Source organism: Nguyenibacter vanlangensis (assembly GCF_038719015.1).
Taxonomy (GTDB): Bacteria; Pseudomonadota; Alphaproteobacteria; order Acetobacterales; family Acetobacteraceae; genus Gluconacetobacter; species Gluconacetobacter vanlangensis.
The window spans coordinates 3789438-3803805 of sequence record NZ_CP152276.1 but is presented as its reverse complement, the minus strand read 5'-3'; the positions used below and the strand labels follow the sequence as shown (position 1 = coordinate 3803805).

10 protein-coding genes and 1 pseudogene are annotated in these 14368 nt (G+C 66.2%); 7 read left to right on the top strand and 4 right to left on the bottom strand.

The genetic code is table 11. The features are described 5' to 3' along the window. Nucleotides 1-58: 58 nt before the first annotated feature. Both AAC691_RS17695 and AAC691_RS17690 read right to left on the bottom strand, forming a co-directional pair. Nucleotides 59-820 carry an ABC transporter permease gene (locus tag AAC691_RS17695; RefSeq protein WP_323989816.1) on the bottom strand — a complete coding sequence of 254 codons (762 nt, stop codon included), beginning with the start codon at nucleotides 818-820 and terminating at the stop codon, nucleotides 59-61. Continuing rightward, nucleotides 817-1776: an ABC transporter ATP-binding protein gene (locus AAC691_RS17690; protein ID WP_342627884.1), complete on the bottom strand. Its 960-nt coding sequence runs from the start codon at nucleotides 1774-1776 to the stop codon at nucleotides 817-819. The genes AAC691_RS17695 and AAC691_RS17690 overlap by 4 nt, the downstream gene beginning before the upstream one ends. 133 nt (nucleotides 1777-1909) lie before the next feature. On the opposite strand from AAC691_RS17690, the gene AAC691_RS17685 reads away from it, so the two are divergent. The 4 genes and pseudogenes from AAC691_RS17685 to AAC691_RS17670 all read left to right on the top strand — a co-directional run bounded on the left by AAC691_RS17685 (nucleotide 1910) and on the right by AAC691_RS17670 (nucleotide 8443). Continuing rightward, entirely contained in the window at nucleotides 1910-3916 is a 2007-nt protein-coding gene (locus AAC691_RS17685) for an amylo-alpha-1,6-glucosidase (protein ID WP_342627883.1), read from the top strand. Nucleotides 3917-3929: 13 nt separating this feature from the next. Then, nucleotides 3930-6674, top strand: a complete 2745-nt coding sequence (locus AAC691_RS17680) for an MGH1-like glycoside hydrolase domain-containing protein (protein WP_342627882.1) — start codon at nucleotides 3930-3932, stop codon at nucleotides 6672-6674. A gap of 101 nt (nucleotides 6675-6775) precedes the next feature. After that, nucleotides 6776-7051 (top strand): annotated as a pseudogene (locus AAC691_RS17675) (MFS transporter); the annotation flags it as partial. 216 nt (nucleotides 7052-7267) lie between these two features. Continuing rightward, nucleotides 7268-8443, top strand: a complete 1176-nt coding sequence (locus AAC691_RS17670) for a patatin-like phospholipase family protein (protein ID WP_342627881.1) — start codon at nucleotides 7268-7270, stop codon at nucleotides 8441-8443. A 124-nt stretch (nucleotides 8444-8567) separates the two neighbouring features. On the opposite strand, the gene AAC691_RS17665 is transcribed toward AAC691_RS17670, so the two are convergent. Beyond that, a complete protein-coding gene (locus tag AAC691_RS17665) occupies nucleotides 8568-9377 on the bottom strand; it encodes a hypothetical protein (RefSeq protein WP_342627880.1) in 810 nt (269 codons plus the stop codon). 253 nt (nucleotides 9378-9630) lie between these two features. Here AAC691_RS17665 and AAC691_RS17660 point away from each other — a divergent pair, with 253 nt between their 5' ends. The 3 genes from AAC691_RS17660 (at nucleotide 9631) to AAC691_RS17650 (ending at nucleotide 12696) form a co-directional block, all read left to right on the top strand. Continuing rightward, the gene (locus AAC691_RS17660; protein WP_342627879.1) at nucleotides 9631-10209 is read left to right on the top strand and encodes a hypothetical protein; all 579 of its coding nucleotides are present in this window, start codon (nucleotides 9631-9633) and stop codon (nucleotides 10207-10209) included. 166 nt (nucleotides 10210-10375) lie between these two features. Then, nucleotides 10376-11737 (top strand): DUF3300 domain-containing protein, encoded by a 1362-nt coding sequence (locus tag AAC691_RS17655; RefSeq protein ID WP_342627878.1) that lies wholly within the window; start codon nucleotides 10376-10378, stop codon nucleotides 11735-11737. Further along, nucleotides 11737-12696: a DUF2950 domain-containing protein gene (locus tag AAC691_RS17650; protein WP_342627877.1), complete on the top strand. Its 960-nt coding sequence runs from the start codon at nucleotides 11737-11739 to the stop codon at nucleotides 12694-12696. Before AAC691_RS17655 ends, AAC691_RS17650 begins: the two co-directional genes overlap by 1 nt. Before the next feature lie 27 nt (nucleotides 12697-12723). Here the strand turns inward: AAC691_RS17650 and AAC691_RS17645 are convergent, their stop codons facing one another. After that, on the bottom strand, nucleotides 12724-14202 hold the full coding sequence (locus tag AAC691_RS17645) for a diguanylate cyclase domain-containing protein (RefSeq protein ID WP_342627876.1): 1479 nt from the start codon (nucleotides 14200-14202) through the stop codon (nucleotides 12724-12726). Nucleotides 14203-14368 lie beyond the last annotated feature (166 nt).

Sequence of the window (14368 nt, the reverse complement as noted above, 5' to 3'; positions counted from 1 at the left end):
AGCCCCCTGCCCTGCCCGGCCCCCCGGCGTTCAGCGTTCAGCGTTCAGCGTTCAGCGTTCAGCGTTTCAGGCGGTAGCCCGTCTTGAAGATCCACCAGATCGTGGCCAGGCAGAGCGCCATGAAGAGGAGCGTCATGCCCAGGCTGATCCCTACCGCGATTTCGGATATGCCGTAGAAGCTCCAGCGGAAGCCGCTGATGAGATAGACGACGGGGTTGAACAGGGTCACGGTCCGCCAGGCGGGCGGGAGCATGCCGATCGAATAGAAGCTGCCGCCCAGGAAGGTCAGGGGGGTGACGATCAGCATGGGGACCAGGTTCAGCTTCTCGAAATTATCGGCCCAGATGCCGATGATGAAGCCGAACAGGCTGAAGGTCACGGCGGTCAGGACCAGGAAGGCCGCCATCGGCAGCGGGTGGGCGATGCCGAAGGGCACGAACAGCCGGGCGGTCGCCAGGATGATGAGGCCCAGCATCAGCGATTTGCTGGCGGCCGCCCCGACATAGCCGATCACGATTTCCAGGGGCGAGACCGGAGCGGACAGGACCTCGTAGATCGTGCCGAGGAATTTCGGGAAATAGATGCCGAAGGAGGCGTTCATGATGCTTTGCGTCAGCAGCGAGAGCATGACGAGGCCCGGCACGATGAAGGCCCCGTAGGCGACGCCGTCGATCATGCGCATATGGGCCCCCATCGCCGCGCCGAAGACCACGAAATAGAGGGTCGTGGAGAGGACGGGCGAGACGATGCTCTGCAGCAGGGTGCGCCAGGTACGGCTCATCTCGAACCGGTAGATGGCGCCGATGGCATGAAGATTCATGATTCGCTCCGCACCAGGCTGACGAAGATGTCTTCCAGAGAGCTTTGCCGGGTCTGCAGGTTGCGGATTTCGAGTCCCAGCGCGTCGATCTGCCGCATCAGGGCGGCCACGCCGGTATCGGCGGCCTGCGCGTCGTAGGTGTAGACCAGTTCGGTGCCGCCGGCCGTGCATTCCAATTGCCACGCATCGAGGGCGGCGGGACATTCGGCCAGCGGGGCCTGCATCCGGAGCACGAGCTGGGTCTTGCCCAGCTTGTGCATCAGGCGGGATTTTTCCTCGACCAGGATGATCCGTCCCTTGTTGATCACCCCGATCCGGTCGGCCATTTCCTCGGCTTCCTCGATATAATGGGTGGTCAGGATGATGGTGACGCCGGTGTCGCGCAGGGCGCGCACCATCTGCCACATGTCGCGGCGCAGTTCGACGTCGACGCCGGCCGTGGGTTCGTCGAGGAACAGGATGCGCGGTTCGTGCGACAGGGCCTTGGCGATCATCACCCGGCGTTTCATGCCGCCCGACAGGGTCACGATCCTGCTGTCGCGCTTGTCCCACAGCGACAGGTCGCGCAGGATCTTCTCGATATAGGCGGGATCGGCGGGCCGGCCGAACAGGCCGCGGCTGAAGCGGACGGTGGCGAGCACGGTTTCGAACGCATCGGTGCTGAGTTCCTGCGGCACCAGGCCGATCTGGCGCCGTGCCGCGCGGTAGTCGCGGGCGATGTCGTGGCCGTTGGCCCGGATAGTGCCCCCGGTGGCCGTGACGATGCCGCAGATGATGCTGATCAGCGTCGTCTTGCCCGCGCCGTTGGGGCCGAGCAGGGCGAAGATCTCGCCGGGGCGGATGTCCAGGGTGACGTCGGACAGGGCCTGGAAGCCGGACGCGTAGGTCTTGGTCACGTTCCGCACCGCGATGGCAGGCTGGGGGGCGGGCGGGGCGGCGGAATTGGGTTGGGCCATGGGTCCTCGACCGGCGATGCGCCGGGGAATTCAGCGTATTTCGCGCGCGCGGTCAATGTGGGGCGCCAGGAGCAATAGATCGTGATTTCGGCCGGGAGGGGCTTGCCTGGTTTCGATGCCGGGGATGTCCTGCATGTCCCATGCGGGAGTGCGGGCGATCATGGAGCGCGACGCAGAGTGGCTGGAGGCGGACGGCCGGGGCGGTTTCGCGTCGGGGACGGTGGGCGGGGCGCGCACGCGCCGCTATCACGCGCTGCTGCTGGCCGCGACCCGGCCGCCGGGCGGGCGTGTCGTGCTGGTGAACGGGCTGGATGTCTGGATGGAGACGCCGTCCGGCACCTATCCGCTGAGCACCCAGCTTTATCTGCCGGATGTGGTGTTTCCCGACGGCGCGGCGCATCTGGCCGGCTTTGCGCGCGTGCCGTGGCCGCGCTGGGATTTCGTGCTGCCGGACGGCACCGCGATCGGCCAGGAGTTGTTCGTGGCGCGCGACACGGCGGAGACCGTGCTGCGCTGGACCTGCGCGGCGTGGACCTGCGCGGCGTGGACAGGCACGGCGGGGTTGGACAAGGAGGGGGTGGGCCCGTGGCGGCTGCATGTGCGGCCGCTGCTCTCGGGCCGCGATTATCACGCGCTGCACCGGGAGAATCCGGTCTGCGCGCTGGGCAGCGCGGTGCGGGAGGGGTGCGTCGTCTGGCGGCCTTATGCCGCGCTGCCGGCGATCGTCGCGGCGGGCAACGGCGCGTATCAGCCGGAGCCGGTGTGGTACCGGAATTTCCTCTATCGGGCGGAGCAGGCGCGCGGGCTGGACGATGTCGAGGACCTGGCGTCGCCGGGGCGGTTCACCTTCGCGCCGACGGACGGCATGGCGGTGCTGATCCTGCAGGCGGAGGGCGGGCAGGATGCGGCGGGTCCGGCCGCGGCCCAGGAGGGAGCGGCGGAACGGGCGGAGGGGTTGGCCCGTGCCGAGCGCGCGCGGCGTGCGGGGGCGGCGGATCCGCATGGGGTGGCGGCCGCGAGCTATGTGGTCGGGCGGGGTGGGGGCCGGACGATCCTGGCCGGGTTTCCCTGGTTCACCGACTGGGGGCGTGACAGCTTCGTCGCGATGCGGGGGCTGTTGCTGGCGACCGGGCGGCTGGAGGAGGCGGATGCGCTGCTGTGCCTGTGGGCGGGGCTGGTGGATGGCGGCATGCTGCCCAACCGCTTTACCGACGCGGGGGATGTCGCCGAATTCAATGCGGTGGACGCGTCGCTGTGGTTCGTCGTTGCGGTCGGGGATTTCCTGGATGCGGCGGCGGCGGCCGGCCATGCGCCGCGCGACGCAGCCGTGCTGGCCGCCGCGGTGGAGGCGATCCTGGATGGCTATCTGCGCGGGACGCGGCACGGGATCGGCTGCGATGCCGACGGGCTGGTCCGTGCCGGCGTGCCGGGCAGCCAGTTGACCTGGATGGATGCGCGGATCGGCGACCGGCCGGTGACGCCGCGCATCGGCAAGCCGGTGGAGATCCAGGCGCTGTGGATCAATGCCCTGTTCATTGCCGGGCGGTGGTCGGCGCGCTGGGCGCCGGTCGAGCGGGCGGCGCGGGCGGCCTTCGCCGCGCGGTTTCCCGACCCGGCCAGCGGGGGGCTGTTCGACGTGGTCGATGCCGACCATCGGCCCGGCGCGACGGATGGGTGCGTCCGCCCGAACCAGATCCTGGCGGTGGGCGGGCTGCCTTGCCCCGTGGTGGAGGGCGATCTGGCGCGTGGCGTCGTCGCCCTGGTGGAACGGGCGCTGCTGACGCCGCTGGGGCTGCGCTCGCTGGCGCCGGACGATCCGCAATACCGGCCGCATTATCGCGGCGATCCGGCGGCGCGGGATGCGGCCTATCACCAGGGAACCGTCTGGCCCTGGCTGATGGGGCCGTTCGTGGAGGCGTGGCTGCGGGTGCGCGGCGCGGGGCCGGCCGCCCGGGCGGAGGCGCGCGCGCGGTTCCTGGCGCCGTTGCAGGCGCATCTCGAGACGGCTGGACTGGGCCATGTGTCGGAGGTCGCGGACGGCGATCCGCCGCATGTGCCGGGCGGCTGCCCTTTCCAGGCCTGGTCGCTGGGCGAGCTGATCCGCATCGAGCGGATGCTGGCCGAGGCGCGCAACCCGTGAGGCTCGACCGACGATGATGGATGCGATCCCCCCACGCCGCACTCTGTTCGAGACCACGGAGGGGCGCCGCCTGGCGCGCATTGCCGAGGGCGCGCCGTGGCGGCGCTGGGGGCCCTATCTGAGCGAGCGTCAATGGGGAACGGTGCGCGAGGATTACAGCGCCGGCGGCACGGCCTGGGATTATTTCCCGCATGATCACGCGCGCAGCAGGGCCTATCGCTGGGGGGAGGACGGCATTGCCGGCTGGGGGGACGACCATTTGCGCTGGTGCCTGGGGCTGGCGCTGTGGAACGGGCGTGATCCGATCCTGAAGGAACGGATGTTCGGCCTGACCAATGCCGAGGGCAACCATGGCGAGGATGTCAAGGAGCTGTGGTATTACCAGGATGGCACGCCGACCCATTCCTATATGCGGATGCTGTACAAATATCCTCAGGCCGCGTTTCCCTATGCGCAACTGGTCGAGGAAAATCGCAGGCGCGGACAAGGTGATCCTGAATTCGAGATCGTCGACACGGGCGTTTTCGACGAGGGGCGCTATTTCGACGTGACCGTCGAATACGGCAAGGCGGATGTGGACGACACGCTGATGTGCGTCACCGTGGTCAATCGGGGGCCTGAGGAAGCCGTGCTGCATCTGCTGCCGCAATTCTGGGCGCGCAACATGTGGAGCTGGACGACCGAGATCGCGCGTGCGCGGATCCGGAAGGTGGCGGAGGATGTCGTGGAGACGGCGCATCCGCTCTTTCCCGCACTGCGCCTGTATGCCGACGGGGCACCGGAGATCCTGTTCTGCGAGAACGAGACGAATTTCCGCCGGATCTTCGGCATGGAGGCGTCTGGTTACTTCAAGGACGGAATCAACGATTATGTCGTCCATGGCGAGCGGGCGGCCGTCAATCCGGAAGGGGTGGGCAGCAAATGCGCCATGCTGCATCGGCTGGTGCTGCCGCCGGGCGGCAGCGCGCGCGTGCGGCTGCGCCTGCGGCCGGCGGGGACCGAGGGAGCGCCCTTCGCCGATTTCGATCGTGTGTTCGACGACCGGCGCGCCGAGGCGGATGAATTCTATGCCGTCCTGCAGCAGGATGTTGCCGATTCGGGGCATCGGGCCGTGCAGCGCGCCGCCTTCGCCGGCATGCTGTGGTCGAAGCAGTTCTATTATTTCAATGTTTCGGCGTGGCAGACGGGCGATCCGACTCAGCCGGAACCGCCCCGCGACCGGGTGAACGGACGCAATGCCGAGTGGCGGCATGTCGACAATTACGATGTCATCTCGATGCCGGATAAATGGGAATTTCCGTGGTATGCGTCCTGGGACCTGGCGTTTCACTGCATCACCTTCGCGCTGATCGACCCGGATTTCGCCAAGGCGCAACTGATTCTGCTGACGCGTGAATGGTACATGCATCCCAACGGCCAGTTGCCGGCCTATGAATGGGCGTTCGGCGACGTCAATCCGCCGGTGCATGCGCGGGCGGCCTGGCGCGTCTATCAGATCGACAAGGCGATGACCGGAAAGGGGGATGTTGCTTTCCTGGAGCGGATCTTCCACAAGCTGATGCTGAATTTCACCTGGTGGGTGAACCGCAAGGACGCCGGCGGGCGCAATATCTTCCAGGGCGGTTTCCTGGGCCTGGACAATATCGGCGTGTTCGACCGGTCGCGGCCGCTGCCGACCGGCGGCATGCTGAGCCAGGCCGACGGTACGTCCTGGATGGCGATGTATACGCTGAACCTGCTGCGCATCGCGCTGGAACTGGCGCATGGCGACGCGGTCTATGAGGACATCGCGACGAAATTCTTCGAGCATTTCCTCTATATCGCCTATGCCATGGAGCGGGTCTGCGGCGATGGGTGCGGGTTGTGGGACCCGGAGGACGAATTCTATTACGACGTGCTGGATCTTTCGGACGCGCGGGTGCCGCTGCGGCTGCGGTCGATGGTGGGGTTGATCCCGCTGTTCGCGGTGGAGATCCTGCGGCCCGGCTCGGATATCCAGCTACCGGATTTCACAAAGCGGGCCCGCTGGTTCGTGAGGCACCATCCGGACCTGGCCGCGCTGATCTCGCGCTGGCAGGAGCCGGGCAAGGGCGCCGAATACCTGCTGTCGCTGCTGCGCGGGCATCGGCTGAAGGCGCTGCTGCGCCGGGCGCTGGACGAGGCGGAGTTCCTGTCCGATTACGGCGTGCGGTCGCTGTCGAAATATCATCAGGCGCATCCGTTCGTCTTTACGCATCGCGACCAGACCTATCGCGTCGAATACGAGCCGGGTGAATCGCGTTCGGGCGTGTTCGGCGGCAATTCCAACTGGCGCGGGCCGGTCTGGATGCCGGTCAATTACCTGCTGATCGACTCGCTGTATGAATTCCACCGCTATTACGGCGATGATTTCAAGGTGGAGTTTCCGGTCGGGTCGGGCCGCCAGGCGAGCCTGGCGGCAGTCGCCGACGATCTGCGGGACCGGCTGGCCGCCTTGTATGCGCCGGCGGAAGACGGCGGCCGTCCTGCCCTGGGCGGCAGCGCCCTGTTGCGGAGCGACCCGCATTTTCGCGACCATCTGCTGTTCCATGAATATTACCATGGCGAGACGGGAGCCGGGTTGGGCGCATCGCATCAGACCGGCTGGAGCGGGCTGATCGCGCTGCTGCTGTTTCCGCGCGATCCGGCGAGCCCGTGCGGCCTGGCGGTTGCCGGGACGACGATTTCGGTCCGCGATCACGGCGCGTTGTCCGATGGCGCGCAGCGGGGCAGTCATTAAGAGTTTTGTTTCGGAAAGAACAGTGCTTGAGAATCGGATTTGCTCTGCGCATCGACGTGGCCGGATCGGGAACCAGCACCGCCTTATTCTATCTCTGCGCCGTGGCCGGCTGCCTCGGCGGGGCAGTGATGATCGGCCTGTTGCCGCGTTTTCACACCATGACGCCGATTTTTCTGGTAATTTCGGTTTCTCTTTTCAGCAATTCGCTCGGTCTTCTCGCCCCGATCGTGACCGGGTACATTGTGTCGTATACGGGACGGTTCGACGTTGCGTGGTATATGTGCGCCGCGGCGCTGGTCATGGCCGGGCTGGCGTCGATCCTGATGGTGGACCGGCCGATCACCATGCGAAGCGGCGACATGGGCCGAGACGCGTAGGCGATGGGTTGCAACGCCGGAGCAGCGTCGAGCCGTCGTGACGCCCACACGATATAATTATCGGAAACTTTTCCACATCCATACGTCTTGCAGAGACCGAACCGGTTTGTGTGCCGCCGCCCGCGGACATGCCGAAGGGTGTGAGCGCGAACGAGAATGGCCATGGGATACGGTCCGGATCTTCACGCGCCGGGGTCGACAGCACGTCGGAGAGTTTTGGGCCTTGCCGCCGGCGGCGGCGTGGCCGCCCTGTTGACCGGATGCAGCCTGCCGATGCGGGGGCCGGCCGTACCGCTGGCCCGGACGCGCCAGGCCAGCGTGCTGGGCGTACCGAACGAGCGTTTCTTCCCGTTCTACGGGACGGAGCCCATGGAAGCCGAGGTCTTGGCGGCCCTGGAGCGCATGCGGCGGACGGGCGGCCTGGTGCCGGGTACGTTGCTGCCCGCGCTGCAATTGCTGGCGGTATCGGGCGGCGGAGAAAACGGCGCCTTCGGCGCGGGCGTGCTGTGCGGCTGGTCCGACCAGGGCACGCGACCGGTATTCCAGCTTGTGACGGGCGTCAGCACCGGGGCGCTGACCGCGCCGTTCGCCTATCTGGGATCCGGCTATGATCCGCAATTGCGCGCCGTCTATACCGAACTGACGCCATCCCACGTGCTTTTGCGGCGCTTCTTCACCGCCGCGCTGTTCAACGACGCGATGAGCGACAATGCCCCGCTGTTCCGGACCATCTCGCGATACCTGAACGCGGACATGCTGGCGGCGCTGGCACGCGGCTACGCCGATGGGCGGCTGCTCTTCGTCGGGACCACCGACCTCGACGCCCAGCAGCCGGTGATCTGGAATATCGGCGCCATTGCCGCAAGCGGACACCCCCGGGCATTGAACACGATCCGTCGCATCCTGCTGGCGTCCGCCGCGGTGCCCGGCGCGTTTCCGCCGACCATGTTCGACGTCGTCCTGGACGGCCGGCCTTATCAGGAGATGCATGTGGACGGCGGCGCCTTCGCACAGGCATTCTTGTACCCAGCCGCGCTGACACGGCTGCGGCGCCAGCGCATGGCCGCCGGTCAGCCCGTGGTCGCGGCGACCGCCTATGTCATCCGCAACGGTCGTCTGGACCCCGAATGGGCGGCGACGGAACGGAGCACGCTGGGCATCGCCGGACGGGCGATATCCACGATGATCACGGCCAGCGGGATCAATGACGTCATGCGGCTGTACAACACGACCCGGCGCGACAATATCGATTTCAATCTGGCCTATATCGGCCCCGACTTCGACATGAAGCTGCCAAGGCCGTTCGACCAGGGCTATATGCGGGCATTGTTCAGTTACGGCTACCGGCGCGCGCGCGCCGGCTATCCCTGGGCGAAGGCGCCGCCGATCTAGGGCAGATCCCGGTCGTGAAGATTCTCGACAGCTTATCGGGCTTTCGGGTTGGGGGTACCTGCTTTCGGCGATTTTCGGCAGGCATCGAGAATGAGGAGCGGTCTTATCCCGTCAGCGCATCCGGTCAGTGCATCTGGGCCGGGCCGCCGAATCCCCGGATCGTCCATATCAGCGGCGAGGCATCGGCGCGAATGCTTCCTATGCGCGGCTGATTCAGATCCATGATCAGGATCATGCCGCCTGACCACATCATCAGCAGCAACGTGGTCAGGACGATGTGCCGATCGCCGCCGAGGCCCAGTTGATAGCCCAGGGCACCGATCGTCGCGAGTGCCTCGAGATAAAGCATCAGCACGATATTCGTCGGCACGTGGCTTTGGTACGCAAATCGCTGCGATGTGAAAAGGTCGAACATGTCATTCAACGCGCTGGCCAGCGCGATCGTCACCGGATTGGAGGCATGGCGGGCGATCATGCCCATGGAGCGCCATATGCCGGCCTGCAAGGCGCCCATCCGCTCGACCAGTCCGGGGATGTCCGCATTCGACTCCGCCGTGGTATAGGCGAGCGCGACGCGGGCATACTCTTCGATTTCCGCCGCGAGCACAGCCGACTCGGCGCCATCGATCAAGTTCGCGCGCAGCCATGCCGTGCTGATGGCGTTTGCTTCGGCCAGCACGAGATCACGGCGTGCCTCGAAGCGGTCCTGCGCGAAGTTTATGGACAGGCTCAAGGTAAACGCGAGCAGGCCGATCATTCCCGTCGTCAACGTGGCGCTTGCCGCGAGATCCGTACTCTTTTCCGATTTCCGTGAAGCGATGCGCCGTCCGAAGCGATAGCCGAATTCCGCCGCGAACATGAGAGACGGGAACAGGATGCCCGCCACCCCGCCGATGCTCAATATCGACAGATGTCGGAAGGCCGCCAGAATCATCTGATGCCACAATCATCCGATGCACCAATCATCCGATGCCTCTCATGCCGCGACACAGGCTGGGCGCGCCGCAAGTCCGTCACCGAACGGGCCGCGTCCTGTAGCAGGCCAGATCATAGCGGGCCAGATCAGCGGGAGTTTCCGCCTTATGGCCGGTTATCGTCGTCGTACCCGGAAACGGCCGCGTGTCCGTTCATACCTCTGTTACCGCTTCAACCTTTACGGTCCGCAGCCCGTTGAGCCGCTGCCCCGGATGAGCGAATCGAGCACGGGCCGCTTTGGCCATCCGGAAGGTTTTCCTTCAAGCAACATACCGGTCCTGGTTGCAAAGGTACCCGTCATGTCAGGGATTGTCTCTCGATGGCATAGAATGGTGTTTCCGGGGATGCTGCTTGCCGCGTCCGCCCTGGCGATTTTTCCTGGCGGATGCTCGGAAGGATCGAGCGACCAGCAGGGCGGTTCGTCGGGGCGCGTCCCGGACGGCTATGTCGAACTGCATGAGTTTCAGGTGGCGTTCATCGGAAGCGGCGGCGGCGGAAACGGCACCCTCACCTTCCGCGGAAAGACCTATCCGATCCGCTTTGGCGGCCTGGGTATCGGTGGGTTCGGCATTTCGTCGGTCGATGCGACCGGGGAGGTTTTCGACCTTCATGACATCAAGCAATTTCCCGGCAGCTACGGACGGGCACGTTACGGCTTCGCCGTCGGCACCGCGAGTGCCGGGCAGATGTGGCTGCAAAACGGCTCCGGCGTCGTGTTGCATCTCCACGCGAAGCGGAAGGGGCTGATGCTGAGTCTGGGCGGAGACGCCCTGGTCATTTCCATGAAGTGATTCTTGCGGCAAATTGCCGTGGGGATCATCTTTTTTGCGATACCGCCGTCAATTCGGAACCATCGTTTGCAACGACAGGGTCCGACGGCGACCCCGGCACATATGTCGAAGGCATGTCGTCCAAATGAAGCCGGATGCGAACGCGCCCTGCAATGGAGGCTGTATCGTGGCGAGATGGACATACGTACTGGCGGTGCCCCTGGCCCTCTATACCCTGGTCCCGCCCGTTGTCGTCGCGCAATCGGTCACGGCGCAGACGCCCGCAGCGCCGCACGCCGCCACGACGCATGTTTCAAAGGAAGAACTGCGGCAGATGGTCGCGCCGATCGCGCTCTATCCGGACGCGTTGCTGACCCAGATTCTGGCGGCGTCCACCTATCCCCTTGAGATCGTGATGGCCGATCGATGGGTACGGGCACCCGGCAACGGGACTTTGAAAGGTGACGCGCTGATCCGGGCGCTGGATGGACAGGACTGGGACGCCAGCGTGAAGTCGCTGGTGCCGTTTCCGGACATTCTGCACACAATGAGCGAGAATATCGACTGGACGCAGAAGCTGGGTGAAGCTTTCCTGGCGCAACAGTCCGACGTCCTGGCCGCCGTGCAGGCGCTGCGGGGGCGTGCCGAGGCTGCCGGGACGCTCAAGAGCACCGCGCGGCAGACGGTCACGCACGAGGGGCCCAACTATGTCATCACGCCTGCGCAGCCCGATACAGTCTACGTGCCGGCCTACGACCCGAACGTTGCTTACGGCACCTGGCCCGATCCATCCTATCCGCCGGCATATTACCCGCCGCCGACCGGTGCATATGCGGCGTCGGCCCTGGCGACCGGACTGGCATTCGGTGCGGGTATCGCCATTACAAATTCGCTTTGGGGCTGGGGGCAACCGAATTGGGGAGCCGGCAACGTCAATATCAACGCAAGCCGCTTCAACGGCATCAATGCGAACCGCTACAATAATTTTCGCGCGAACGGTGCCGCCGTGACCTCGGGCAACTGGCAGCATAATCCCGACCACCGACGCGGCGTGGCCTATGCCAATCCGCAGGTGCGCCAACAATATCGGCCCGGCACCGGCGCCAATTCGGCACAACGCGAAGCGTTCCGCGGCCGCGCCGCGCCCGGGACGTCCAATATCGGTCAGAATCGGCAGGCCCCGACCAGGCGAGGGAACGCGGGGGCGATCCAGCGCCCGAATGCGGGCGCCGGCAATCGACCGAATATCCGCCCCCCCGCCGGTGGCGGCGGCACTGCGCAAGCGCTTCGGAATAGTCCACGCACCGGCGGGGAAGGTAGATTTTCCGGAGCCGGATCACAGAACCGTCGGGCATCCGCGGGTGCTCCGGCCTTTCAGAGCATCGGCAACGGTGCGGGCGCGCGCGCGCAGGCAGCGCAGGGCCGTGCAAGCCGCGCCAGCATGTCCGGTGCCGGTGCCGCGCGTGGTGGGGGCATGCGCGGTGGAGGCGGTGGGGGCATGCGTGGCGGGGGCATGCGCGGTGGCGGCGGACGGAGAGGAGGACGTTGATGATGGGCACATCGTTGCGGCGACGGCTTGCCATCATTCCGCTTGTGCTGCCGCTTTTCGCGGCGGCTCCGGCGGCGACGGGCGAATATTTCGCCACGCCGGAAGCCGCGATCATGGCGTTGGTCCTCGGCGCGCGCGCGGACGATCGCGACGAACTCAGGACGGTGTTCGGCGAGGCGGGGCTGCGTGCCATAAGTTCGGGCGACCCGGCGGCCGATCGGGCCGGCGAGAGCAGATTCGTCGCGGCCTACGACGCCGGCCACGCGATCGCCATCCATGACGGGACAGCGATATTATCGATCGGCGCGGATCAGTGGCCTTTCCCGATTCCCCTGACCCATTCGCAGCACGGCTGGTCCTTCGACGTCCCGGCAGGGCTCGATGAAATTCTGGATCGTCGTATCGGCGCGAACGAGCTGTATACGCAGCAGGTCATGCTGGCCTACGTGGACGCGCAGTACGAGTATGCCCAAGGACTGCATGATGGCCGCAAGGTGCATGTCTACGCTCAACGACTTTTAAGCAGTCCAGGCAAGCAGGACGGGCTTTACTGGCCCACGGAGGAAGGACAGCCGCCCAGCCCGCTGGGACCGCTGGTCGCCGAGGCGTACGCGGGCGGCTATCACCCGGGCGGGACCGGCAAGCCCCAGCCATATCATGGCTATTTCTTTCGCGTGCTGACGGCGCAGGGGCCCCATGCACGTGGCGGTGCCTATGATTATATCGCCGATGGATTGATGCTGGGCGGTTTCGGGCTGGTCGCGTGGCCGGTACGCTGGGGAAATTCCGGCGTGATGACATTCATCGTCAACCAGGATGGCGAAATCTATGCGAAGGATCTTGGGCCGGATACACCGGCCCTCGGCAGCGCCATGACCCGCTTCGATCCGGATCCGACGTGGCAGAAGATCGGTGCGCCCGCGCCGATCGCCGGCCAGGCCAGTGATGAGGGCGGGTGAGGATTGGCGAAGAGTCCGGGCCTTTCCCTATTGCAGCATGATCATGGGCGGCGGCGGGACGGCATTGGCAGCGGGCGGCATGCCAAAGAGCGTGTAGCCGTTGCGGCCGGATGCCTTGGTCATGTAGAGCGCGATGTCGGCCTTGCGCATGAGATCATCGGCGCCGGCGCTGCCGGGGTCGATCATGGCGGCGCCGATGCTGGCGGTGACCGACCGCGTGATCCCGGCGAAGCAGTAGGGCGCGCGCAGCGCGTCGGAGATGGAGGCGCAGAGGTGGTCGCGTTCGGCCGGGGAGAAGGCCCCGGGGACGATCGCCGCGAATTCGTCGCCGCCGAAGCGGCCGACGCTGCCGTGCAGGCCCCCGACCAGTTCGCGCATCCTGGCGCCGAACGCCTTGAGGAATTCGTCGCCGGCCTGGTGTCCCAGGCCGTCATTGATGCTTTTGAAATCGTCGATGTCGATGAACAGCACGATGCCGGAGGCATGCCGGGCGATCAGCGCGCCGAGCACCGTTTCGAACATCTGGCGGTTCATCGTGGCGGTCAGCGCGTCATGGGTCGCGGCATATTCGAGATTGGCCTTGAGCAGCAGCAGCCGGCTTGTGTAGCGGCGCTTCTCGCCCACCGCGTTGTTGATCGGCAGCACCACCAGCAGCAGCGAGAACAGATAGGGCTGCAGCATGTCCTCGCGCATCAGGTGGCCGTCCGGCGACAGGCGGGCGATCGGCCCCAGGCCATGCGCGGTCAGCGCCGAGGCGAGGATGGAGACGAAGAAGATCGCGGTGAAGACCCAGGCGGCCCGGGCATGGAAGGCCAGCATCGCCAATGCCGGATAGACGAACAGGAAGAGCGGCGAGCGGGCCCAGGCGAAGCTGAGGACCGCCAGCGCGGCGCAGAGCAGGAGCAGGGTCAGCGCGCCGGTGTCGACATGCGGGCGGGTGGCCGGCCGGCGCGGGGATGCGCGGACCAGATGCAGCACGGCCGGCGTGGCGAGCAGCAGGCCCAGCGCGTCGCAGAGCACCCATTGCACCCATTCATGGAGGGGAACCCCGGGGTCGTTCAGAAAGATCCGTTCGACCGCGACGCCCAGCGCGGCCTCGGCGGCGGCGGACAGCAGGGCGATGACGGTGAAGGCCGCGAAGCGGCGCGGGCGCATCAGATTGGTGACTGCGCCGCAGAAGCGCCGGGTGAACGGCGCGGCCAGCACAGCCTGCAGCACGTTGAGGATGCAGGCCAGCACGGATTCGGGCGGGGACAGGGCACTGAGCTGGTTGATGAGCAGATTCGTGCACAGGCAGGCCGCGAGCACGGCCGCCGCGAGCGCCGGGCGCAGGGTGAGCAGGGCGACCAGCATGGCCGCGTTCGCCGACCAGAACGAGGAGTAGCCGGAATCGTCCGACAGCAGGAAACGCGTGGCCAGCGCGCAGAGCCCGAAGAGTGCGACGAGCAGGGCGGCCGTATCGATGCCCCGCCTGACTTCAGCCGACCGGCACGGTCTCCACCCCAACCAGCGCCCTCCCCCCAGAATGTATCGACGTGCCCCCGCACGGTCGATGGTGGTCCTTTCGACATGGTTGCCTTGAAACGGCCGCATAGACAAGGCATGACGCGCGTCGGCGCCCGCGCGTGGCGGGAGAGTATATCTTTGATTTTTCCAAACAGTGCCGGCGCGG